17 protein-coding genes are annotated in these 21,266 nt (G+C 54.0%); 5 read left to right on the forward strand and 12 right to left on the reverse strand.

All coding sequences use genetic code 11. The annotated features are described in order from the left end of the window. Positions 1 to 225: 225 nt before the first annotated feature. Positions 226 to 1,242, forward strand: coding sequence for a PorP/SprF family type IX secretion system membrane protein (locus CCY01nite_RS04480; RefSeq protein ID WP_146858195.1), 1,017 nt, complete (start codon positions 226 to 228; stop codon positions 1,240 to 1,242). Here CCY01nite_RS04480 and CCY01nite_RS04485 read toward each other — a convergent pair. Further along, positions 1,239 to 1,844, reverse strand: a complete 606-nt coding sequence (locus CCY01nite_RS04485) for a DNA-3-methyladenine glycosylase (protein WP_146858197.1) — start codon at positions 1,842 to 1,844, stop codon at positions 1,239 to 1,241. The genes CCY01nite_RS04480 and CCY01nite_RS04485 overlap by 4 nt on opposite strands. Positions 1,845 to 1,938: 94 nt before the next feature. Between CCY01nite_RS04485 and CCY01nite_RS04490 the strand changes: the two genes are divergently transcribed. Beyond that, a complete protein-coding gene (locus CCY01nite_RS04490) occupies positions 1,939 to 2,718 on the forward strand; it encodes an EI24 domain-containing protein (RefSeq protein WP_146858199.1) in 780 nt (259 codons plus the stop codon). Next, positions 2,702 to 3,415 carry an SAM-dependent methyltransferase gene (locus CCY01nite_RS04495; protein ID WP_146858201.1) on the forward strand — a complete coding sequence of 238 codons (714 nt, stop codon included), beginning with the start codon at positions 2,702 to 2,704 and terminating at the stop codon, positions 3,413 to 3,415. Before CCY01nite_RS04490 ends, CCY01nite_RS04495 begins: the two co-directional genes overlap by 17 nt. 5 nt (positions 3,416 to 3,420) lie before the next feature. Here the strand turns inward: CCY01nite_RS04495 and CCY01nite_RS04500 are convergent, their stop codons facing one another. Next, positions 3,421 to 3,816, reverse strand: coding sequence for a hypothetical protein (locus tag CCY01nite_RS04500; protein ID WP_146858203.1), 396 nt, complete (start codon positions 3,814 to 3,816; stop codon positions 3,421 to 3,423). Between the two features lie 8 nt (positions 3,817 to 3,824). Beyond that, on the reverse strand, positions 3,825 to 5,198 hold the full coding sequence (locus tag CCY01nite_RS04505) for a M20/M25/M40 family metallo-hydrolase (protein ID WP_146858205.1): 1,374 nt from the start codon (positions 5,196 to 5,198) through the stop codon (positions 3,825 to 3,827). A gap of 132 nt (positions 5,199 to 5,330) precedes the next feature. Between CCY01nite_RS04505 and bshA the strand changes: the two genes are divergently transcribed. After that, positions 5,331 to 6,476: an N-acetyl-alpha-D-glucosaminyl L-malate synthase BshA gene (gene bshA, locus CCY01nite_RS04510; RefSeq protein ID WP_146858207.1), complete on the forward strand. Its 1,146-nt coding sequence runs from the start codon at positions 5,331 to 5,333 to the stop codon at positions 6,474 to 6,476. Positions 6,477 to 6,528: 52 nt separating this feature from the next. Here the strand turns inward: bshA and CCY01nite_RS04515 are convergent, their stop codons facing one another. From CCY01nite_RS04515 to porU, 7 genes are all read right to left on the reverse strand, one after another. After that, a complete protein-coding gene (locus CCY01nite_RS04515; protein ID WP_186830898.1) occupies positions 6,529 to 7,923 on the reverse strand; it encodes a murein hydrolase activator EnvC family protein in 1,395 nt (464 codons plus the stop codon). Between the two features lie 58 nt (positions 7,924 to 7,981). Next, the gene (lolB1, locus tag CCY01nite_RS04520; protein ID WP_146858212.1) at positions 7,982 to 8,812 is read right to left on the reverse strand and encodes a lipoprotein insertase outer membrane protein LolB1; all 831 of its coding nucleotides are present in this window, start codon (positions 8,810 to 8,812) and stop codon (positions 7,982 to 7,984) included. A gap of 24 nt (positions 8,813 to 8,836) precedes the next feature. Next, a complete protein-coding gene (locus CCY01nite_RS04525; RefSeq protein ID WP_146858214.1) occupies positions 8,837 to 10,576 on the reverse strand; it encodes a tetratricopeptide repeat protein in 1,740 nt (579 codons plus the stop codon). Between the two features lie 2 nt (positions 10,577 to 10,578). Further along, entirely contained in the window at positions 10,579 to 11,022 is a 444-nt protein-coding gene (gene dut, locus CCY01nite_RS04530) for a dUTP diphosphatase (RefSeq protein ID WP_186830899.1), read from the reverse strand. Between the two features lie 31 nt (positions 11,023 to 11,053). Beyond that, entirely contained in the window at positions 11,054 to 11,536 is a 483-nt protein-coding gene (ispF, locus tag CCY01nite_RS04535) for a 2-C-methyl-D-erythritol 2,4-cyclodiphosphate synthase (RefSeq protein WP_146858216.1), read from the reverse strand. Positions 11,537 to 11,639: 103 nt separating this feature from the next. Then, the gene (gene porV / locus CCY01nite_RS04540) at positions 11,640 to 12,791 is read right to left on the reverse strand and encodes a type IX secretion system outer membrane channel protein PorV (protein WP_146858218.1); all 1,152 of its coding nucleotides are present in this window, start codon (positions 12,789 to 12,791) and stop codon (positions 11,640 to 11,642) included. 120 nt (positions 12,792 to 12,911) lie between these two features. Further along, the gene (gene porU / locus CCY01nite_RS04545) at positions 12,912 to 16,262 is read right to left on the reverse strand and encodes a type IX secretion system sortase PorU (protein WP_146858219.1); all 3,351 of its coding nucleotides are present in this window, start codon (positions 16,260 to 16,262) and stop codon (positions 12,912 to 12,914) included. Between the two features lie 185 nt (positions 16,263 to 16,447). Here porU and CCY01nite_RS04550 point away from each other — a divergent pair, with 185 nt between their 5' ends. Beyond that, a complete protein-coding gene (locus CCY01nite_RS04550) occupies positions 16,448 to 17,995 on the forward strand; it encodes an SUMF1/EgtB/PvdO family nonheme iron enzyme (RefSeq protein WP_146858221.1) in 1,548 nt (515 codons plus the stop codon). 71 nt (positions 17,996 to 18,066) lie between these two features. Here CCY01nite_RS04550 and bcp read toward each other — a convergent pair whose 3' ends face one another. Further along, positions 18,067 to 19,536: a thioredoxin-dependent thiol peroxidase gene (bcp, locus tag CCY01nite_RS26555; RefSeq protein ID WP_186830900.1), complete on the reverse strand. Its 1,470-nt coding sequence runs from the start codon at positions 19,534 to 19,536 to the stop codon at positions 18,067 to 18,069. A gap of 5 nt (positions 19,537 to 19,541) precedes the next feature. Then, complete coding sequence (locus CCY01nite_RS04565) at positions 19,542 to 21,200, reverse strand: M23 family metallopeptidase (RefSeq protein WP_186830901.1); 1,659 nt, start codon at positions 21,198 to 21,200, stop codon at positions 19,542 to 19,544. Positions 21,201 to 21,266 lie beyond the last annotated feature (66 nt).

A 21,266-nucleotide genomic window follows, 5' to 3' on the forward strand; every position in this document is an offset into this window, starting at 1 on the left:
GGACGTTATATTATCGTAAAGGCCAACAATATTTCCAGTGATCTGACGTTATGCAAAAGCATCGACCGGAAAACATCAGACTGTTCTACATCCTGCATTGCACATTTTAAATCTATTATAATTGTTTACTGTGGCTGCTTTCGTTATATAGATTTAATTTGAAATATGAAATTAGTTTTGTACCTTCACATTGTATAGCGTCCCTATATGCTTTAACCGAGAAGTATGAAAAAAGCTCTACTCCTATTAACCATAGCCCTTTATGTTGCCTTCAGTCCAGCTAAAGCACAGGACCCGCATTTTACGCAGTTTTTCGCGTCACCGCTTACTTTGAACCCGGCCTTTACCGGCTACTTTTCCGGCGACCTCCGGCTTGCCGGCAACTACCGTTCACAATGGCGCAGCATTGCGTCGCCTTATATCACCGGTACATTATCTGCTGATTTCGGCATTCTGAAAAATACCATTTCTTACACGGATACCTGGGGGGTGGGCATCCTGGCGCTGTACGACAAAACCGGCGCCGGCGCTTTAACGTCCAACTACGTAGGCATCAGCACGGCTTATCACAAGGGGCTGGACGTGGAAGGGAATCATACGCTGGGCCTCGGTCTGCAGGCCGCCTGGGTGCAGAAACGCATCGACCAGAGCAAGCTGCAGTTCGAAAACCAGATCGGGGACAACGGGTATGACCCGGCGCTTCCCAGCAACGAGAGCATCGTTACGCCCAATATTTCCTACCTCGATTATAACGTGGGATTGCTGTACAGCGGGCTGGTGGGGGAATCTTCCAACCTTTACATGGGGGTATCCTACTACCACTTCACGCAACCTACGGAAACGTTCATGGGGCAGGACAATAACCGGCTCAGTTACCGCTACACTGTACACGGCGGCGGCTCCTTCCCGGTGAACGGCAATAACCGCATCCACATTAGCGCGCACTATATGAGGCAGAACCAGGCCACGGAAACCACTTTCGGCGGCGCTTACGGCTTTTTGCTGAACGACATGCAGGATGCGCCGACCACTTTTTACGTGGGCGCCTGGTGCCGTTTAAAAGACGCTGTAAATCCTTACCTCGGACTGGAATTCAGCAGTTTCAAAGTGGGGCTTTCATATGACCTGAACACTTCCACCCTGAAGCCCGCATCGAATTACCGCGGGGGGATGGAACTGTCTGTGATCTACATCAGCACCAGGAACGAAAAGAACAACAGAACGCTCTGTCCGAAGTTCTAAAGCCCTTTCCCTTTGCTCACCCAGGGATTTCCTCTTACAGAAAAACGGTAAGGCAGATAAGCGTCATCCAGCGCATAGGCCACACCTACCCGCGTGCCCGCCACGATCTCTTTTCTCGGCACCCGGAGCGCATCTTCTATCCAGAGCACATTGCCGGAGAGGCTTTCGCCGGTCAGCTCCGTGGTGATGCCGAGGGCTTTGGACAAACTGCCGGGGCCCGCTGTGAGCGTGGTATCCAGCTTCTGCTTGCCGCATCTCCACAACATCGTATCAATTCCTTCCACCGGCTCCAGTCCACGCACCAGCACCGCATGCGGCACATCCTTCACGTTGGTGACCACATTGAAAAGATGATGAATACCATAGCAGAGGTACACATATGCCACGCCTCCCGCGCCGTACATGACCTCCGTTCGCCGGGTACGGCGGTTGTTCCATGCATGTGAGGCCCTGTCCGTTGCACCGCGGTACGCCTCCGTTTCCACGATCCTTCCGGATGTACGCCGGCCGCCGATCTCCGTTACCAGCAGCTTGCCCAGCAGCTCCTGCGCTATCTTCAAAACATCCGGCCGTTCATAAAAACTATTTTCCAGTTTAGTCATGCTGCAAAATATTATTAATTTAGCTACGTTACATTCGTTGTTCCTAAGTTACTCCTTCATACCTGTTTCGTCATTACTAAAAAAAGAAGGACCGTTGTTTTCACTAAGAGAAGTACTCGAAGCCATACAATCCTATGGTAAAGCGCATCAATTTATCACACAGCACCGGCTGTGGAAGTGGATCTATATACCCGGCATCATTTACTGCATCCTGTTTGTTACCGGCATTTATTTCGTTTGGGATTACTCCGGCGTGTTCATTGACTATGTGCTGAACCTGCTGACGCTGAAGACCTGGATCGAGGAGCTGCAGAACGGATGGGTGAACTTTCTTTTCCTGCTGGTGGGCTTTGCGGTGCGGATGGTGTTCCTGCTCATGTATTTTTCGTTCTTCAAATATCTTTTCCTGATCGTGGGCTCGCCGGTGTTCGCGTACCTGTCGGAGAAAACCGAAGCGATCCTGCAGAACAAGGACTTTCCTTTTTCTTTTTCACAGTTGATGAAGGATGTGGCGCGCGGCATCAAACTATCGCTCCGCAATCTTTTATACCAGACGCTTTTCATGCTCATCATTGCGATACTGGCCTTCATTCCGATACTCGGCTGGCTGACGCCGCTCATAGCTCTTTTCGTGGAATGTTATTATTTCGGTTTTTCGATGATGGATTACAGCTTTGAGCGCCGCCGCTGGTCGATGGGACAAAGCATCAAATACATCGGTCAGCATAAAGGCATGGCCATCGGCAACGGTCTTGTTTTTTACCTGCTGATGTTCATTCCTGTGATCGGCTGGGTGCTGGCGCCTTGCTACGCCGTGATCGCCGCCACCATTCACTTACAACAACAACGCCTGCCTGATGAGCCAGCCCGGTAAAGTATATCTCATCCCCACCGTATTGAGCGCGGACGCTTTGTTCTCCCTGCCTGCCTATATCACGGAAACGGTGCGGCAGCTCCGGATCTTTTATGTGGAAAATGAACGCACGGCCCGCCGCTTTCTGAAGGCGCTGGACAAAAGTATCGATATCGATTCACTGCAGCTGCTGCTCATGAACGAGCATCATCCGCCGGACCTTACGCTGGCGCGCAGGCTGCTGCAGGAAGGGAAAGAGATCGGCGTGATCAGCGAAGCGGGATGCCCCGCCATTGCGGACCCCGGGCAGCTGGTGGTGCAAACCGCCCATAGCGTGGGCGCCACCGTTATCCCGCTTGTAGGTCCCAACTCCATGCTCCTGGCGCTGATGGCATCGGGTATGAACGGACAGCACTTTCAGTTTTCGGGGTATCTGCCGGTGAAGCCGCATGAAAGGGCGCAGGCGATAAGGGAGCTGGAGAGCACCTCCGCCCGCAAATCGCAAACACAACTATTCATTGAAGCGCCTTACCGCAACAACCAGTTGCTGAAAGATATTCTTGCGAATTGTAAAGACCGCACCCTGCTGTGCGTAGCGGCAGACCTGACGGCGCCCACGGAATATATCCGCACGCAAAGCGTAGGGCAATGGAAAAAGCAGGCGGGGCCGGACTTCCACAAGCGTCCGGCGATATTTTTGTTGTATGCAGGTGCGTGATCTTTTTAGAACGTTACCTTTCTTCCGGTAGCGGGATCTGTCACAGAAATAACGCTGTCCACAATATATTTACTCATTCCGCGCCACGGTAATGTGCCCAGGTATTCCTTGTAATGCAGCTCCAGCAGTTTTCCGCTGCTGCCCATCAGCTGCTGCGCCACCTTTTCATCGGTAACGGAAAACTCGAATTCATTGGATTGCACGCCACCGAGGTTCTGTGGCTTGAAACCGCTCTGGATCAGCCTTCCTTCGTAGGTCTTCCAGACATATCCTTTCTGCACAAAGAAGTTCAGCTCGCCGGCCTTTGCGCCGCGGCCAAAAACAAAGTAGTAGCGGTACAGGAAAAATATAGCCAGCACGGCTACGATAACGGCTACAATAATGAATACAAATCTTCTCATAAAAGTTGTTATAAACCGTATTTGTCAACGAGGTAGATCAGCGCGCTCATGGCCACGGCCCCCATTTCCAGCTCCCGTTTGTTCACGGCCTCGAATACGTCGGACGCGGCATGATGGATATCAAAATAACGTTGCGAGTCGGGAGAAAGTTCAGACACCGGTATGCCCAGCTCGCGGTGCAGGGGCATCACGTCCACGCCGCCGCCTACTTCATCAAAATCATAGATGCCGTATGGCAGGAGCAGTGAGGCCCAGCTTTTTACTTTATCCCGCCGCGCGGTTTCCATCTCGAACATGAAGCCCCGTGGCGTGAAGCCGCCGGCGTCGCTTTCCAGCGCAAAGAGATGCTTTTCGTTGTTTGCTTTGGCCAGCTCCGCATATTTTCTGCCGCCGCGGGTGCCGTTCTCCTCATTGGCGAACAATACCACGCGGACCGTGCGTTTGGGGCGGATGCCGAGCTTTTTGTAGGCCCGCAGCAGCTCGATGGACTGCACGCAGCCGGCGCCATCGTCATGCGCGCCTTCACAATTATCCCAGGAATCGAGGTGGCCGCCAACGGTGATGTATTCATCCGGGAACTCGCTGCCACGCAGCTCGCCGATGATGTTATGCCCGATGGTGTCCGGCCGCATTTCGCAGGTGGTGCGGAGGAAAACCTTTGCGCTCCGGTCGCCCGCGATGCGCTTGCTGAGGCGTTCGGCGTCCTGCAGGCCGATGGCTACCGCGGCGATCTTCGGGAAGGAGTCGTTATAATGCGTGCCGCCGGTATGCGGATGATTGTCTGTACTATGGCTCATGGAACGTACGATCACGGCCACGGCGCCGTATTTCGACGCGCGGCTGGGGCCCTGCCCGCGGTACTTCACCGCGTCGCCGTAAGCGTTGAAGGTTTTCACGAACCGCGGGTTGAAGGGATAATTGTAAAACACGATCTTCCCTTTTATCTCGTCTTTCCGGCTTTCCAGCTCGTCAAAAGACTTTACTTCGATAACAGAAGCCGTGACGCCTTTGGGGCCGGTACCCACGGAATTGCCGAGAGCGGTGACGTTCAGCGGCGGCACAAAGTCCCGGCGGTTGCTGATGATGCGGGCCTGTTCCTTATCGCCGCGCACCCAGTGCGGCACCATGCATTCCTGCGTATATACCTTGTCCGCCCCCGCATCGCGCAAAGCCGCCTCTCCCCACTTTTCCGCTTTCACCATTTGCGGCGATCCCGCCAGGCGTCCGCCGATGGTTTTGGTCAGCACCCGGAGGTTGTCATAAGCTTTACTATTTGTTAATATTTCGTCTGCGATACGGCGGATGGCAAGGGAATCGTCCTGCTGCGCATAGCTGGTCAGGGCCATGCAGCAGGCGGTCCATAATAGAAGCGGTTTTCTCATGTAGCGAAATAGATTTGAGGCTAAAACTAATCAATCTGCCACTCAACCCCAAATGAAGATGGGATGACAGAGGGCGATTCCGACATGCGCGTAAATTACTTACCTTAGCGTCTCACAAAATCCACTTTACGGATGCGCATAGGAATCGTTTGCTACCCTACATACGGGGGTAGTGGTGTGCTGGCTACGGAACTGGGAAAAGCACTGGCAGATAAGGGACATATGGTACATTTCATCACCTATCAGCAACCCGTTCGGCTGAATGCGTTTCACGCCAATATTTATTATCACGAAGTACAGGTGCCTACCTACCCGCTGTTCGATTTTCCGCCTTACGAAAGCGCGTTGAGCAGCACGATGGTAGACGTTATCCTGAACCAGAAGCTGGACCTGCTGCATGTGCATTACGCCATCCCGCATGCGTCCACCGCTTACCTGGCGCAGCAGATCGTTGCCAAGCAGGGCAGGCACATACCGTTCATCACAACATTGCACGGCACAGATATTACGCTGGTGGGGAAAGACAAAACGTACGCCCCTGTGGTGGCCTTTTCGATCAACGAGTCGGACGCCATCACCGCTGTGTCCAACAACCTGCGGGAAGAAACCTACAAGTCGTTCGACATTGAGAAGGAGATTTCAGTGATCTACAACTTCGTGGATACCAGCCGTTTCCGGCGACGCGAGCTGCCGCACTTCCGGCAGGCCATCGCGCCGAATAACGAAAAAATATTGCTGCACGTGTCGAACTTCCGAAAGGTAAAACGTGTGCCGGATGTTGTAAAAGTGTTCGCGAAGGTACGGGAGGCGCTGCCCGCCAAACTGCTGCTGGTGGGCGACGGGCCGGACCGGCCGGCCATCGAATGCATGTGCCGGGAACTGGGGCTGTGCGATGATATCCGCTTTGTGGGCAAACAGGAGCAGCTGGAAGACGTGATGTCTATCAGCGATCTTTTCCTGCTGCCTTCGGAGTATGAAAGCTTCGGCCTTGCCGCCCTGGAAGCCATGGCTTCGCAGGTGCCGGTGCTGTCTTCCAACGCGGGCGGTTTGCCGGAGATCAATATCGATGGGCAGACCGGCTATAGCAGCGCGGTGGGGGACGTGGAGAACATGGCGGCCAACGCCATCCGCGTGCTGAAGGATGAAAAGCTGCTGGCGCACCTGCGGCAGGGCGCGCTGGACCAGGCGTTGCGCTTTCACATCGACAATATTATTCCACAGTATGAGGCGTTGTATGACAGTGTGCTGTTCGGGGAGAAACTTAGCCAGCCGAAATGAAAAAAGGATGCACTTCATGGTGCATCCTTTTTTTTATCTTTTAACGGAATGATTACCGCTTGATCCAACCGTTCGTATTCTGCAACGCCGTGCCTTTATAGATCTGCAGCTCCACTACGCCTGCGCTCTCATCTTCGTTAGATCTTGCAGTACCGATCACCTGCCCTGTTCTCACTTTGTCGCCGGACTTCACATTGATATTCTGCAGACCGATGTAGTTGGTAAAAAACTGGCCATGCCGGATCATCACTACATATCCCGCGCCGGGCACAGTAAACACCCTGCGGATCTCGCCTTCGAACACGGCCTTTACATTTCCGCCACGCCGGGTGCCGAAGCGGATGCCGTCGTTCTCTTCGGTGATCCTTTCCATGTCCGCATTCTTCTGCTTGCCGAAGAAGCTGAGGATAATGCCGGATTCGATGGGCCAGGGGAGCTTTCCTTTGTTGGCTTCGAAGTTATCTGACAAGGCCACTGCTTCCGGTGTGGCTTCGAGCACGTTGAGCACACGTGAAGGTTTTTCAGCGGGGGATTCAGCCGGAGCCGGTGTTTCGACAACGGGCGGCGGCACATTTGCCGCGGTGTTATTGTTCGCTCTGGCGGCTTCGTTCGCTGCGAGGGCGCGTTTCCGTTCTTCTTCCCTGCGCTTGCGCTCCGCTTCCGCGGCTTTCTTGCGGGCCAGCTCTTCGGCGGCCGCTTTCCTGCGCGCATCTTCAATTTCCTTGCGGATCACCGCGCGGATAGCGTCCTGCACTTTCTTCTGATCTTTCTTTTTCTGATTGATGTCCGCCAGCAGCTCCTTCTCCCTTCCCTTCAGCTTGGTCACCACTTCATCCTTCTCCTTCCTGTCCTTTTCTATGATCTCGCGCTGCTCCTGCTCGGTTTTCAGCGTGGCGGAACGCTTCTGGCGCTGCTCTTCCAGGTTCTTCACTTTCAGCCGCAGCTGCTCCTGCGTTTCCAGGATGTTGGAAGCCTGGCGGCTGCGGAACTCGCGGTATTGTTTGAGGTACTGGTACCGCTTGATCGCCTCATTGAAGCTGTCCGCCGAAAAGATGAAGTTGAGCATGGTATACGAGCTGCGGTTCTTGTAGGCGGATACGATCAGCTGCGCATATTGCTGCTTCAGCGTATCCAGGTCCCGCTCCAGCGTTTTTACATCGCGGTGCGCGGCGTTGATGTCGCTGTTGATGAACTTGATCTCGTCATTGATATTGCGGATCATGCGGCTGCGCAGATCTATCTTGGCGCGGATCGCGCGCAGCTGTGCGAGGCTTTCCTTACTTGATTTCTTGGTCTCATTCAGCATGGCCTGAGCAGCATCCATCTCCTTCTGCAGTTCCCGCTTCCGCTGCTCCAGTTCTTCCCGCGAAGGTTGGTTGTTCTGTGCTTTCAGAACAGCAGGCATCAGCGCCAGCGCCAACAGTAAGACAGGGATAAACTTTTTCAATTGCACCATTTTGATGATTAGTGATGTTTAATAACGTTAAATATACTACGAAATTGCGTTACTGACGTGTATAGCGGCTAGGAACGGGGAACGGAAAGGTCAGCGTATGATCGAACTCCACCTTCTTGAAATCCAGCGCTACCTTCACCACACTTTTATCTTCCGCGTAGATCCTGCGCTGGAAGGAGAATTTACGCCCGTCCACCGTTTTGTGATCGCCATAGGTCAGCTCCCCCGTCCGCGGCGTGGCGCTGTTGTTGTCTTTTTCCGTGATCTTGCATTGCTGCAATACATAATCATCGGCAAAAACATTAAAAAGACTGGTCAGCCCCTCCTGCACGGAGGCAAATGATATCACGGACTGGGTGGTAACGATGTTGGTAATGGAATCCGACAGGAAAACAGGATTGCCGATGATCAGGTCCTGCAGGGTGGCGAAGTCCATGCTGAGCTTCAGCAGTTCCTGCGCTTCGTCCGCATCCCGCAGCGTTACGGTGCCTTCCATGCGGTTCACGATCTTGATGCTGTCTTTCGTGATGAGCACGCGGGCGCCTTCCACGTTCAGCGGGCCGGAGATCCTTACCCAGATCACGCTGTCGTGCTGCATGCGGATGTTCACGCCGAGGTTGTTCATTTTCTTTCCCTTGTCGTCCTCATAATCCATTTTCAGCTCGGCCGTGAATGTTTTGAAGGTGATGCGGTTGGCATTGACTTTTTCAACGATGGATTTTGCCAGCGCGCTTTCCTTTTCCCGGCTGAGGGAATCGGTGCTTCTGGCGGTTGTATCCGAGGGGAAAGTTGCGCGCGTGATGGTGCGGGTAGATCGGCAGGAGAACAATGCCAGGCTGACCAAACATGCAACAATCGGTAGTACTCTTTTCTGCTTCATTGTAGGAATCGTGATTTAGGCCGCTCAGCGGTCCACACTTTTGATATAACGTTTCTCCGCTATTTTCCGGGCGAGCCCTTTGGAATTAGCGCCTTTTGCTTTTGCCAGCTGCCAGTACTCAACGGCCCTATCTTTTTCATTCAGGTTGAAAAGGATATCACCGTAATGTTCCAGCACATCCGGGTCCTGCTGTGCTTCCGGATGTTGCAGGGCTTTTTCTATCCATTCCTTCGCCTCTTTGTATTTTCCGAGCCGGAAAAGTATCCAGGCGTAGGTATCCATGTAAGTAGGGCTTTCCGGCTGCAGTTCCAGGGAACGGCGGCTGAGCTGTTCCGCTTTGTCGAGCTTTTCCCCGCGCATGGAGAGGTAATAGCTGTAGTTATTCATGACGATGTGGTCCTTCGGACGAAGGGTCAGCACCATGTCGTAACTGCTGTCGCTGCGGCTGTGCAGGCCGGTGGCGTGGTAAGTATCGCCCAGCAGCGCATACACGTCCGCCATAAAACGTTTTTCCCCGCCGATGGACAGCGCGGTATTCAGCGCGTTGATCGCCGCGTCCGGCCGTTGTTTGAAATAATTGGCGAGGCCATTGAAATAATATCCCATGAACTCCTTCGGAAAGCGGTCTATAACGTGTTCGCTTACACGCAGCAGGGAGTCCTGCTGATCCGTGCGGGAGTAGAGCCACATCATCTGGTACCATACGCTGAAACGGGAGGAGTCCAGGCTGAGCGCCTTCCGGTAATTCACCAGCGCGCTGTCCGGCATATCGCCTTGCGAGAACATGTCTGCCCGGAGGGCATATGCTTTTGCGTCGTTGGGATGCGCTTCCACGATAAGGTCCGTGAGCAGCAGCCCTTCGGTGCGTTTGGTGGTGTCTGTTTCGAGCATTTGCAGGTACGGATATACGAAAGATATCTTTTCATCGATACTGTAATCCGGGTTACTGAATGCTTTTACAAGGTATGCGCGGTACTTGGGTTCGTTGCCGTTCTTTTTTTCCATGTTGGCGACGGCGATGAGCGCGCGGGGATGATAGGGGTCCATCTGGAGGATGGTATCATATATCGCTTTCGCTTCCGCCGTGCGGTCCGCCGCTTCATATATCTCCGCGAGCATGCCGCGGTAGCGGACTTCCGCGGGGTCCTGGTCAATAAGCTTCCTCACTTCCGCCGCCGCATTGTCGATCATCCCCAGCCGCATGAAGATGCGCTGCCGGTGATAGGAAAGGTCTTCCACCACGCCTACTCTTTTTTCGAGCGTGTCGAACACGGTCAGCGCTTCCGCATAGTGCTTGCCTTTGGAAAGGGCCATGCCTTTGTTGAAAAGCAGGTCGTCGTCCAGCGGGCTGAGGCGGATGAGTTTGTCGTACACCCCCGCGGCGCTGTCGAACATTTCGTTCATGGTGAAAGCGTCCGCGAGCGCCAGCTGGAACCATTTGTTGGAGGTGTCCATCGAAGCGGCCCTGCGGGCGAAGCCCAGCGCGTAGTTCGGGTTGCGTACTTCTGTAAAAAGACGGCTCAGCTCGTAGAAAACGGTGGCATTCTTTTTATTGAGGCGGATATAATCGGAGTATTGGGTGATGGCCGTTTTGTAATCGCCGAGCATTTTGGAGCGCTGTGCTGCAAAGAAGAGGCTGTCCGCCCGCTGCTCCAGGATTTCCTGTTGCAGGGGGGCCGGTACGGATGCAATTTTTTTACTGCTTCCGCATGCCGCCGCCAGGAGCGCGGTACCTGCTGCTATGGCGATAATGATCGGGCGCATGGTCAGGATTTTCCGGTATGGCCAAAGCCTCCGATTCCTCTTTCTGTTTCGCTCAGTTCTTTTACTTCATCCAGCACTACCTGTACAAAAGGCGCTACCACCATCTGCGCGATGCGGTCGCCATGCTGAATGGTCTGTGGCTCACCGGAGAGATTGATCATAATGATCTTGATCTCCCCCCTGTAGTCTGCATCAATCGTGCCGGGCGTATTCAGCAATGTGAGCCCCTGTTTGATGGCGAGCCCGCTGCGTGGCCTGATCTGCGCTTCAAAACCGGAAGGCAGTTCCATAAAAAGGCCGGTGGGCACCAGCGTACGTTCCAGCGATTGCAGCGTCAGCGGCGCGTCCAGGTTGGCGCGGAGGTCCATCCCGGCGGCATCAGCCGTAGCATATGCGGGCATCGGATTATCTGAACGATTGATGATCTTAACTTGAATATCAGCCATTGGGCAAAGGTAAAGAGTTATAAATTAACGGTTATTGCTTTTCGAGCAATACGGTGGCGTAGGCTACGACCCCTTCTTCCCGGCCTACGAAGCCGAGTTTTTCGGTGGTGGTGGCCTTGATGGATACTTCTTCCGTGGTCACGCCGATGTGCTGCGCAATAACTTCCTGCATTTGGGGCACATAGGGCTTGATCTTGGGCGCCTGCAGGCAGAGGGAGGCATCCACATTCACCACACTGTAGCCTTTTTCCGCTATCAGCTCGCGGCAGCGGGCCAGCAATATCTTGCTGTCGATATTCTTGTACGCCTGGTCCGTATCCGGGAAATGCAGGCCGATATCGCCGAGGCTGGCGGCCCCCAGCATGGCGTCGCAAATGGCGTGCAGCAATACGTCCGCATCGCTGTGCCCCAGGGCGCCCTTGTGATGCGGCACCAGCACGCCGCCGAGCCAGAAATCCCTGTCCGGCACCAGTTGGTGGAAATCCACCCCTAATCCTATCCTTAGTTTACTCATAATCTATCAATTGCGCCTTCCGGCAGCTGGCTAAAATAATAAATCCTCCTTAGGTACGGAGGATTTATTGACTGTATATTTCATTATGGCAAAAGAAACAGTGCTATTCATCCCCGCGCGACAGATCGAAAGAGAGGGTAAAGCGCAGGGTGTTGGACAGCGGGTTCCTCTGTATACCGGCCCCGGAGGGCACCAGGTAAGAGAAGTTCAGACCAAAAATATCATATTTGATGCCCACGCCGGCCGTGAAGAACTTGCGGTTGCCCTTGGTAGCATGCTCGTTGTAATAGCCCGCGCGCACGGCAAACTGGTTGTTGTACCAGTATTCGGCGCCGAGGGAGTACATCAGCTCGTGCAGCTCTTCCTTAAAGCCGCCCGGCGCATCGCCGAAAGAGGAAAAGATGCCTTCCAGCACGCTTTTATCGGGATAAGTACTATCGCTTTGCGGAGTGGGCACCAGCAGCTTGTTGATGTCCAGCGCGAACGTCACCTTGTTATAATCGTCTATGCCGATGGTGTAAGCCGTACCCAGACCGAGGTTGGTGGGCAGGAAGTCTTTCTGGGCGGACTGGGTATAGGATATTTTGGTGCCGATATTGGTCACCGCAAAACCCACGCTCAGGGTGTTGACGCCGTTGTCCGTTTCAAAATCCTTGGTGTAAAAAGAGGTCAGGTCCGCTGCCATGGCGCGGCCGGGACGAATGGTCTGCTGATCAACGGTGAGGCCGGAAGCAAGGCTGGAGTGGATGTACCGCAGCGCCAGGCCAATAGACCAGTTCTGGCTCAGCCGGCGGGCATATCCCGCGTCGATGGCGAACTCACGTGGACGGAACGTGCCGTTGTCCGCCTGGTTCATATCTGTAAACTGGATGTCGCCCAAAGAAAAATAACGCATGGAAGCGCCGATGGACTGATCTTCATCGATCTGCGTATACCCCGCTACCTGCGCCAGGAATACGTCGTTCACCAGCTCTTTCAGCCAGGGCGTATAGGTCACCGCTATTGCGGCTTTTTTTTCTGCGAAAGGAAGCTTGGAAAGGTTCCAGTAAACCGAGTTGGCGTCAGGGGAAAGCGCGAGGCCAACGTCTCCCATGGCTCCGCTCCTGGCGTCAGGGGAAATGCGGAGAAAGGGAACAGCGGTGTTAATGGCATTCACTTTTCCATCCGTTTGGTCGGAGCTGATCTGTGCAAAAGTATTTTGACATAGGGACAGGGAAAATGTGCATACCAAAGCTATTGTTATCCTGGAAAACATGCAGTACTTGTTTATTTAGTTAGCTTAAATGTAAAATTAATGTGTAATTTATAAATTTCAAGTTAAGGTCAAAAGGCATACATTATTTGTATCAGATTTATATAAAAAATAATATGTAATCTACAATAATATGACCTTTCCGCCAAACACTTTTTCTTTGCTCATGCTGTTACTCTTCACCACTATCTGATAAAAATAGATGCCAGGGGTCAATCTTACTCCCGAGTCGGCAGTTCCGTTCCACGGAATGCCATCATAACGGCCGTTCTGGTTATTTATTGTGCTCCTGATCGTACGTACCTGCAGGCCCGAGGCAGCAAAGATACGTATAACAATATCAAGATCAGCCCCTTGTTGGTTATGGGTAAATACGAAACGGGTAGCGGAGCGGAACGGGTTGGGATAATTGAACACGTTTTCCACTGCCAGCGCGCCTTTGGGCACTACTTTGAACCGGAGGCGGATGGTGGAAGAATTATTATGGGTATCCCAGGCGCGGATGGTGAGGGTGTGCTCGCCGGGTGTGAGACCGGCCAGCGGGAACCGGACCTGCCCCTGCCGGTAATCGTCCCACGCTGCTTCAAACCAGGCGTTCATGTTATAATAGCGGGCACTGTCGTCGAGGATGGCGATGATATCGTGACCGATGCCGTTCCCTGTGGCATTGATCCCGTTCTCATCCGCGAGGTGCACCAGCAGCAGAGGTTCTTCATTCGTCAGCCCGCCGTCCCGGAAAGCCTGATCGTTCATCCAGGCTTTGATCTCCGGCCCTTCATTGTCCACCGGCGCCACAGCGGTGCCGTTCACTGCCAGTTGATCGTAAAAACCGCCACCATCGCTGGTTTCATTTTGCGTATAATAACTGATCTTCCCGTTCCCCGCTTCCTGCAGAATGTCTTTCGGCACCACGAACGTGCAGCTGAACCGGCCGTTCCGCACCTGCTGCGTGCCTTTGAAAAGGATGCGGTCCTGCTGCGTGTATACGACGGCGGTGCTGCCGGGGTCGTTGCCCCGGGTGCTTTTGCCGCCGGGCTTGTCGAACACCGTGGTGGTCATAATGCCGTTGTAATCCTCCTGTATGGTGCCGTTGGCATCCCGCACGCTGCCCTGCAGAGTATAGCGGCCGAGGGCTTTCAGTGTATCGGTGCCCGTTAGGGGCTGACCATTGATGGAATCCGTATACACGCGCCATTGCGGGTAAGCCAGTGGCAGCGCGGGGTCCCCCAGCAGCTGGAACTTCCGGTTATTGATCACATCTCCCAGCCCGGCGTAAGTTTCGTTCTTCGCCCGCCGCGCGCCCTCGCCCAGCGTGGTGCCCGGCTGAAAGGCAAGCCGGAAATAGTTGGCGTTCATCACAAGGTTGGAATAGGCGAACACCGCGCGGGTAGTGGTCATCAGCGCAATGGCGCCACCGTTTTCCATCAGCACCAGCTTTTCGCCGAGCGACTGGAAAGCGGGGTTGTCGAACGGCGCGAAATCGCACGTGGCGGTAACCATCAGTGGCAGGCGGTGGCCGTTCTTCCAGCCCGCCAGCGATGCTTCTTCCAGAACCGCTTCTTCCGCCAGCCTTGAAAAACCGCCATGGCCAGTGTAATTCCAGACGAGCGTGCCGCTGTTGATACGGTTCGTGATCGCTTCATTGACGGCAGGATAGCGGCTTCCGCCGGATGCGGAGACTTGCGGGAAAGCATCGAGATAGATCTTGCCGACGTTGTACTGCGGCTGTTCCGTTTCGATGATCCGGCTTACCTTTTCGGCATCTTCCAGGTGAAGGTTGCCGTCTTCATCGTCCGCCACAAAGGTCATTTCGTTTTTCCAGGGGCCGAAGCTCTGCGGGGTGTGGTATTGCATGATCTTGTCCACCACCGCCTTTGCTTCCGCCGCGTTCTTCACGGGCAGGCGGCCGATGGCTGCGTCCAGGAGGTTGACCTGGCCGTTGTTGCCGATGTTATCGCCATCGTCGAGAAATCCAAAATAGTCGTCCGACATATAAGAGGTGATGCCGTGCCAGGAGGATTCGCTTTGCCAGGTGGGAACGATGTTGTGATCGCTTTTATAGTTATAGGACGGGCGGCCGAAGAGCAGCAGGTAGCGGGCGCCGCCGCGGTCGTAATGCATTTTTACGAAATCGCGGAGGGCGGTGGGGTCCGGGCTCCCGGAGGCGAACTCGTTATAGATGTCGTTCACTTTCACCGCAATAACGTTCAGCTCGTTGCTGTGGAAAGCAGCGAGGCGGGCGGCTTCCGCTTCCAGTCCGTCTGCGGTGATGATGATCATGTCCGCGGGACTGCCGCCGTGGAGGTTTTGGCTCGCCACCGGCCCGACATATAACGGCTGCGGTAAATCTGCGGGGGTGAAGGCCGCATATTCCTTCAGGGTGGCGCAGCTGGCGGAAAATTGCAGGCTGTTGCCGGTGAGGTTCACCGGAATGCTGCGTGGCCGGGCGGGCTCGGTAACGTCCCATACCTGCGTTTGTGCGTTGGCGTTCGTGATGGTGAACCTTCCGGTGCGGCCCGGCCCCACGCCGGAAGCATCGCGGAAAAGAAGCACACCCTCTGCGGGCATGGTCAGCGGGGCGCGGCCCTGTACTTCCAGGAAATCCAGCCAGCCGGTAGCGGACGCGTTGCCCTGGTACCGCACGGTGATGGGGGAAGCCGCCGGCGCGGGGAACCATCCGTTCACCACACTGGCATATTCCTCAAAAATATTGCCGTTGACCGGCGCCGGATAAAGACTTTGCGCTACGGTGCCGTTCACCAGCACGTCAAAACGGGAGCTTCCGGTGCTGCGCGCCGCCGCCCTGAACCGGATGAACACGTCCGTCAACCCCGCCGGCAACGCGAACGGGTAACTGCGCTCGGCAGCACTGCCGGGCTCATTCCCGAACGCATCCCCGAGCCAGTTTTTTCCGCTGGACAAAATATTATGGACATCCTTTTCATAAAAAGCGCGAAAATCGTAGGCCGTAACGGAGAAATTGGGGGTAAGCACATCATTATCAGCCTGTATGCGCAAACCACCGGGAGCAATATGCAGGAAATAACACGCGGAATCCGCATACAGATGATAAGCATGCCGGTAGCCTTCGGCATCTTTTTGCCAGGTATGGGGGCCGGGCGCGTAAAATAAAATATAATCGCTCCCGTTAAATATGCCGTCGCCCCCGTCTACTACGGCAATGGCGTTTTCGCGAAGGTCATCCGGACGGGGAACGGCATTGTCTTCCGGCAGCATGCCGCCGCCATTGCCGAAGAGGCGGATGTTGGAAGAAGGGAGGCTGGTGGTGGAAATACCCATCGCGGCGAGCTGCGCAACGTCTATCTTATAGATGCCGGCCTCTTTGACGGCCAGTTTGTACCAGTTGCCCTCCGCCAGCACGGATTTATCGGCATAACTGCGTTGCGCCCGGACGTTTTCCGTCCGGCAAAGCAGGAAAATGATGCCGGCAATGACAAAACTGGAGCGGAACATAAGGGCGGCAGGAGGTTTTATATTTCTTACAAACCTAATGTATATCCGGCAGTTATCAAACCGGAACGGTACAGCATTAAACGCATTTCGTTATAGATTAATTATTTTTGCTATAAAATAAAAAATATTACATTTGCGTTTACTTATTTGAAAGTCTAAATTGTATCGATAAAAGCTGTTTTAGCATGCGCAGATTAACCTCCTTATCCTTGATCCTGGGCGCCGGCGTCTTAATGTCGTCGATGTCCGCCTGTAAGAACGGTGGTCTTTTTGGAAAGAAGAAAGAGACTTCTTCCGCCACCGGTTGGGCGTATAACGACCCTAAAATGGGTGGTTTTTCCGTTGCCAAGAGTAAGGACCAGTTCACTGGTCCGGGCCTGGTATTTGTTCAGGGCGGTACTTTCGCCATGGGCGCTACCGAGCAGGACGTGATGGGCGACTGGAATAACATTCCCCGCCGTATCACGGTATCGTCTTTTTATATTGACGAAAGCGAAGTTTCCAACATCAACTACCGCGAATACCTTTACTGGCTGAGCCGTATGTACGGCGAATCCTTCCCGGAAGTTTACCGCGGCGCGCTGCCGGACACCCTGGTTTGGCGTAGCGAGCTGGCTTACAATGAGCCTTTGGTGGAATATTACTTCCGTCACCCCGCTTATAACAACTACCCGGTGGTGGGCGTAACCTGGAAGCAGGCTACGGACTATGCCAAATGGCGTTCCAACCGTGTAAACGAAAAGCTGTTGATGGACGCGGGCCTGCTGTCCCAGGCGGACATCATGAACCAGGCGGACGACAACACCTTTGATTCCAAATCATACATGGCCGGCCTGTACGAAGGTACCCCCGGCAAAATGAATAAAAGCGCCCGCAAGCAGTTCAGCAATGCGGACGGCTCTCCCCGCGGCGCGCAGTTTGAAGATGGTATCATGCTGCCCAACTACCGCCTGCCCACAGAAGCAGAATGGGAATATGCAGCGCTGGGATATATCGGCCAGAACCCGAATCCTTCCAAAAAAGAAGGCAAACGCGGCGAAGAGCTGATCATGAACAAGCAGATCTACTCCTGGGGCACCAATAACAGCGGCCTCCGCGATATCCGCCGCGGCAACTGGCAGGGCCAGTTCCTGGCGAACTTCAAGCGTGGCTCCGGTGACAACATGGGTATGGCCGGCGGCCTGAATGACCGTGCGTCTATCCCCGCTCCTGTTCAGTCTTATTTCCCGAACACTTTCGGTGTCTACAATATGTCCGGCAACGTGAGCGAATGGGTGCAGGACGTGTACAGGCCGTTGACCACTATTGATGGTGACGACTTCAACTACTTCCGTGGTAACAAATTCCAGACAGTTTATCAGAACGCCGAGAAAGAGTTCGAGAAAGACAGCCTGGGCGCGCTGAAAATGCGCGATGTAACGGACGAAGAGTCCGCCAGCCGCCTGAACTATCAGAAAGGTGATGTGATCAACTACCTCGATGGTGACTCTCTCTCCCTCGTGGAATATGGCTACGGCATCACTTCCCTGGTGAACGACAAATCCCGCGTGATCAAAGGCGGTAGCTGGAACGACCGTGCTTACTGGCTTTCACCGGGTACGCGCCGCTTCATGCAGGAAGATATGGCCACCAACACAGTAGGGTTCCGTTGCGCAATGGACCGTGTGGGCAGCCCTGAAGGTAACAAGTTCAAAACTGGTCAGATCTTCAAGAAACAGCGTCAAAAGAGATAATTCAATTGATGATAATAGAAAACGGGAAAGAGGCTTGACTTCTTTCCCGTTTTTGTTTGGTGGTGGTGTGATTATTTTCTTCCGGAGGATCTTTTCTTCGGAGTTGCTTTTTTAGCGGCGGGTTTCTTGGCTGCTGCTTTCTTGGGAGCGACTGCTTTTTTAGTAGCAGATTTCTTTGCTGCGGATTTCTTCGGAGCTACTGCTTTTTTAGCTGCGGATTTCTTCGCCGCTGCCTTCTTAGGAGTTGCTGCTTTTTTAGTAGTCGATTTCTTCGCCGCCGCCTTCTTCGGGGCTACTGCCTTTTTAGCTGCAGATTTCTTTGCTGCCGCCTTCTTCGGAGTTGCTGCTTTCTTAGTAGCCGATTTCTTCGCTGCCGCCTTCTTCGGAGTTGCTGCTTTCTTAGCTGCAGATTTTTTTGCCGCTGCTTTCTTCGGAGTTACTGCCTTTTTAGCTGCCGATTTCTTCGCTGCTGCTTTCTTCGGAGTTGCTGCTTTCTTAGTAGCGGATTTCTTTGCCGCTGCTTTCTTCGGAGCTACTGCCTTTTTAGCTGCGGATTTCTTCGCCGCTGCTTTCTTCGGAGCTACTGCCTTTTTAGCTGCGGATTTCTTCGCCGCTGCTTTCTTCGGAGTTGCTGCTTTCTTAGCTGCAGATTTTTTTGCTGCAGATTTTTTTGGAGTCGCGGACTTCTTAGACGCAGCCGCTTCCCCGGACGCGGCTTTTCCCGAAGCAGCCGGTTTCGGTTTCCTGGTTGCCTGGCCTGAAGATATAGATTCCTTCAGCGCAACCGCTTTCGCATCATCCGCCGCCTTCGCCACAGCCGGCGCTTTCCGCTTGCGGGCCTTAACAGACGAATGCGTCGCTACTTCCTTCAACTCCTGCACAACAGCTTTGGCCTTTTCAACCGGATCAGATGAAATTTCTTCCCTGGTAGCCTTTTCATCATCTTCATCATCGCCGTCTTCTACCTCATCTTCATCATCTTCCATATCATCATCGTCGCCAAAATTCCCCCTGCTGCTCACCACATCCGCATCATCCGCAGCTTCCACTTCTTCCTCCTCCTCATCTTCCGGTTGTGCATCGTCCCACAGCTCCAGGATCTCCTGCGCGTGGTAATCCGAATCCGGCCTCGTGATAATGTGCGCGATGTTCCCTTCTTCATCGATCAGGAAAGTAGTGCGAATGGTGCCGTCATACGTGCGGCCCATAAAGGTTTTCTCGCCCCAAACCCCGTATGCGTTCAGTATCGTATGGTCAACGTCCACCAGCAGCGGGAAGGGCAGGTCGTATTTTTCAGTGAATTTCTGGTGGCTTTTTTCATCATCCTCGCTTACGCCCACTACCGCATACCCTTTTTCAAGCAGCCGGCTGTAGTTGTCTCGCAGATTGCAGGCCTGAATGGTGCAGGTCTCTGTCATGTCGTGGGGATAGAAATAGAGGATGGTTTTCTGCCCCCTGAAATCAGCCAGGGATAAGGTATTCCCGTGCTGATCCTTTGCGGTAAAATCAGGCGCTGCGTCGCCCTGTTTTAGATGCGTCATGGTTACTATCGTTTAAAGGTCAATGTATAAGTGGTTTCGTTATTTGCGATGTCGGTCACTTTGAGGACCAGCTTGTGATTGCCCGGGGGACAATGCTCGTCGAAGGAGTACGACAGCACGTTGCCCCGCCGCGAGAACATCAGCCATTTGCCGTCCAGTTCCGCGCGGTAAGACTGGATGCCGCTGGCATCGCTCATGGAAAACGCGATGCGCCGGGCTTTGGAAAGGTTTGCGCCAGGCTTGAGGCCGCCCAGCACCGTCACCCTCGGCCGGATCGTATCCGCCGTGAGGTAGAAGTCCCCCAGGTCCCGGAAAGTACCTTCATACCAGCCATCCACAAATGTGGCGGCGGAAATGCTCTCGCCCGCGCCTTTTCGCACGATCACCATTTTATCCTGCAGATGCGGCGGCACGGTACGTTTGGGCCGGATGCGGAGGCCGAAGCTGTAATGTACCGGCACCAGCGCCGTATGCAGCCGGAAGGTACTGGAATAAGCCTTGCTGTTGGGGATTTCCAGGTACCGGAAGCAAACCTCGTCATACAACGAGCCTTCCTGCAGGAAAAACTCCACGTCGTCGTTCTCGAATATGTTGCGGGAATCCGGGTACATGGCATTGTTGCAGGCCGGCGCCGGCTTAACGTCCCCGTTCATCTGCAGGGTGAGCTTCACATTGGATGCATTGCCGTAGGCGTCTATGACCCGCAGCGTTACGGGGTGCGGCTGTTTGTCAGACAGGTCAACGGTGCCGTCGCCGATCACTTCGTGATATACGCCAAGGTGGTTGCCCGGCAGCGAGAAAAGCAGCTGTACGTAGGGGCCGCCGCCTTTTTTCATTTTATAATCGATATGCGCGTTCAGGTAGCGCGTTTCGTCGTACCCGATATTATCCAGCTGAAATCCGCAGTTGATCTCCCCGTTTTCGATCAGCATGGCTTCGTAGATGCCGTTGGGATTGGGGGAATTGCTTTGCCGGTCGATGGCGCTCAGGCCCAGGCTCACTTTGTCCGTCGCCATTTTCACCACCGGCGTGGTGGCCACATATTCTCCTTTCACGAGTTTCACCGGCACCACCTTCGGGGTCTGCTCATACAGGCTTTTATTCCGGTCATACACCACCACGCGGGAGATTTCCGGGCGGCGGGTATCGGGGATGTTAAAGCCGAACAGCATAGGATTTACGGGCTTTTCGGTTTTCGTATCCCGTATTTCCAGGTGTACGTGCGGGCCGCCGGAACCGCCGGTATTGCCGCTCCAGGCAATGAACTCCCCTTTTTTTACCGGGAACTGGCCCGGAGGCAGGGTGATGTTCGTGGCCCAGCTTTCCTGCTCGTATTGTTTGCTTTTGATAAATGCTTCCAGCTCCGGGTAAAACCGGTTCAGGTGAGCATATACGGTCGTGTATCCGTTAGGGTGATCGATGTACAGCACATTACCGAAACCGAGGTGCGAAATGCCCACTCTGCTTACAAAGCCCTCCGCCGCGGCATGCACCGGCAGGTTCTCGCGCTGCTGCGTTTTGATATCTATTCCCGAGTGAAAATGATTCGGCCGCAGCTCGCCGAAATTACCGGCCAGCTCTATCGGTATATTCAAGGGGTTCCTGAAATATCCTTTCGGGTAGTGCTTTTCCGGCAATTGCTGTGCCTTTATGAGGTGAGGCATCAAAAGCAAAAAAACGATCGATCTTTTCATCTTACAAATGTAACGGTAAAAATTATCGGCGCACAA

It is taken from the genome of Chitinophaga cymbidii (genome assembly GCF_007992715.1).
Taxonomy (GTDB): Bacteria; Bacteroidota; Bacteroidia; order Chitinophagales; family Chitinophagaceae; genus Chitinophaga; species Chitinophaga cymbidii.

Coding starts and splice junctions, on each gene's coding strand:
- CCY01nite_RS04480 (WP_146858195.1), top strand. CDS start 226: ATGAAAAAAGCTCTACTCCTATTAACCATAGCCCTTTATGTTGCCTTC.
- CCY01nite_RS04485 (WP_146858197.1), bottom strand. CDS start 1,844: ATGACTAAACTGGAAAATAGTTTTTATGAACGGCCGGATGTTTTGAAG.
- CCY01nite_RS04495 (WP_146858201.1), top strand. CDS start 2,702: ATGAGCCAGCCCGGTAAAGTATATCTCATCCCCACCGTATTGAGCGCG.
- CCY01nite_RS04500 (WP_146858203.1), bottom strand. CDS start 3,816: ATGAGAAGATTTGTATTCATTATTGTAGCCGTTATCGTAGCCGTGCTG.
- CCY01nite_RS04505 (WP_146858205.1), bottom strand. CDS start 5,198: ATGAGAAAACCGCTTCTATTATGGACCGCCTGCTGCATGGCCCTGACC.
- bshA (WP_146858207.1), top strand. CDS start 5,331: ATGCGCATAGGAATCGTTTGCTACCCTACATACGGGGGTAGTGGTGTG.
- lolB1 (WP_146858212.1), bottom strand. CDS start 8,812: ATGAAGCAGAAAAGAGTACTACCGATTGTTGCATGTTTGGTCAGCCTG.
- CCY01nite_RS04525 (WP_146858214.1), bottom strand. CDS start 10,576: ATGCGCCCGATCATTATCGCCATAGCAGCAGGTACCGCGCTCCTGGCG.
- dut (WP_186830899.1), bottom strand. CDS start 11,022: ATGGCTGATATTCAAGTTAAGATCATCAATCGTTCAGATAATCCGATG.
- ispF (WP_146858216.1), bottom strand. CDS start 11,536: ATGAGTAAACTAAGGATAGGATTAGGGGTGGATTTCCACCAACTGGTG.
- porV (WP_146858218.1), bottom strand. CDS start 12,791: ATGTTTTCCAGGATAACAATAGCTTTGGTATGCACATTTTCCCTGTCC.
- porU (WP_146858219.1), bottom strand. CDS start 16,262: ATGTTCCGCTCCAGTTTTGTCATTGCCGGCATCATTTTCCTGCTTTGC.
- CCY01nite_RS04550 (WP_146858221.1), top strand. CDS start 16,448: ATGCGCAGATTAACCTCCTTATCCTTGATCCTGGGCGCCGGCGTCTTA.
- bcp (WP_186830900.1), bottom strand. CDS start 19,536: ATGACGCATCTAAAACAGGGCGACGCAGCGCCTGATTTTACCGCAAAG.
- CCY01nite_RS04565 (WP_186830901.1), bottom strand. CDS start 21,200: ATGCCTCACCTCATAAAGGCACAGCAATTGCCGGAAAAGCACTACCCG.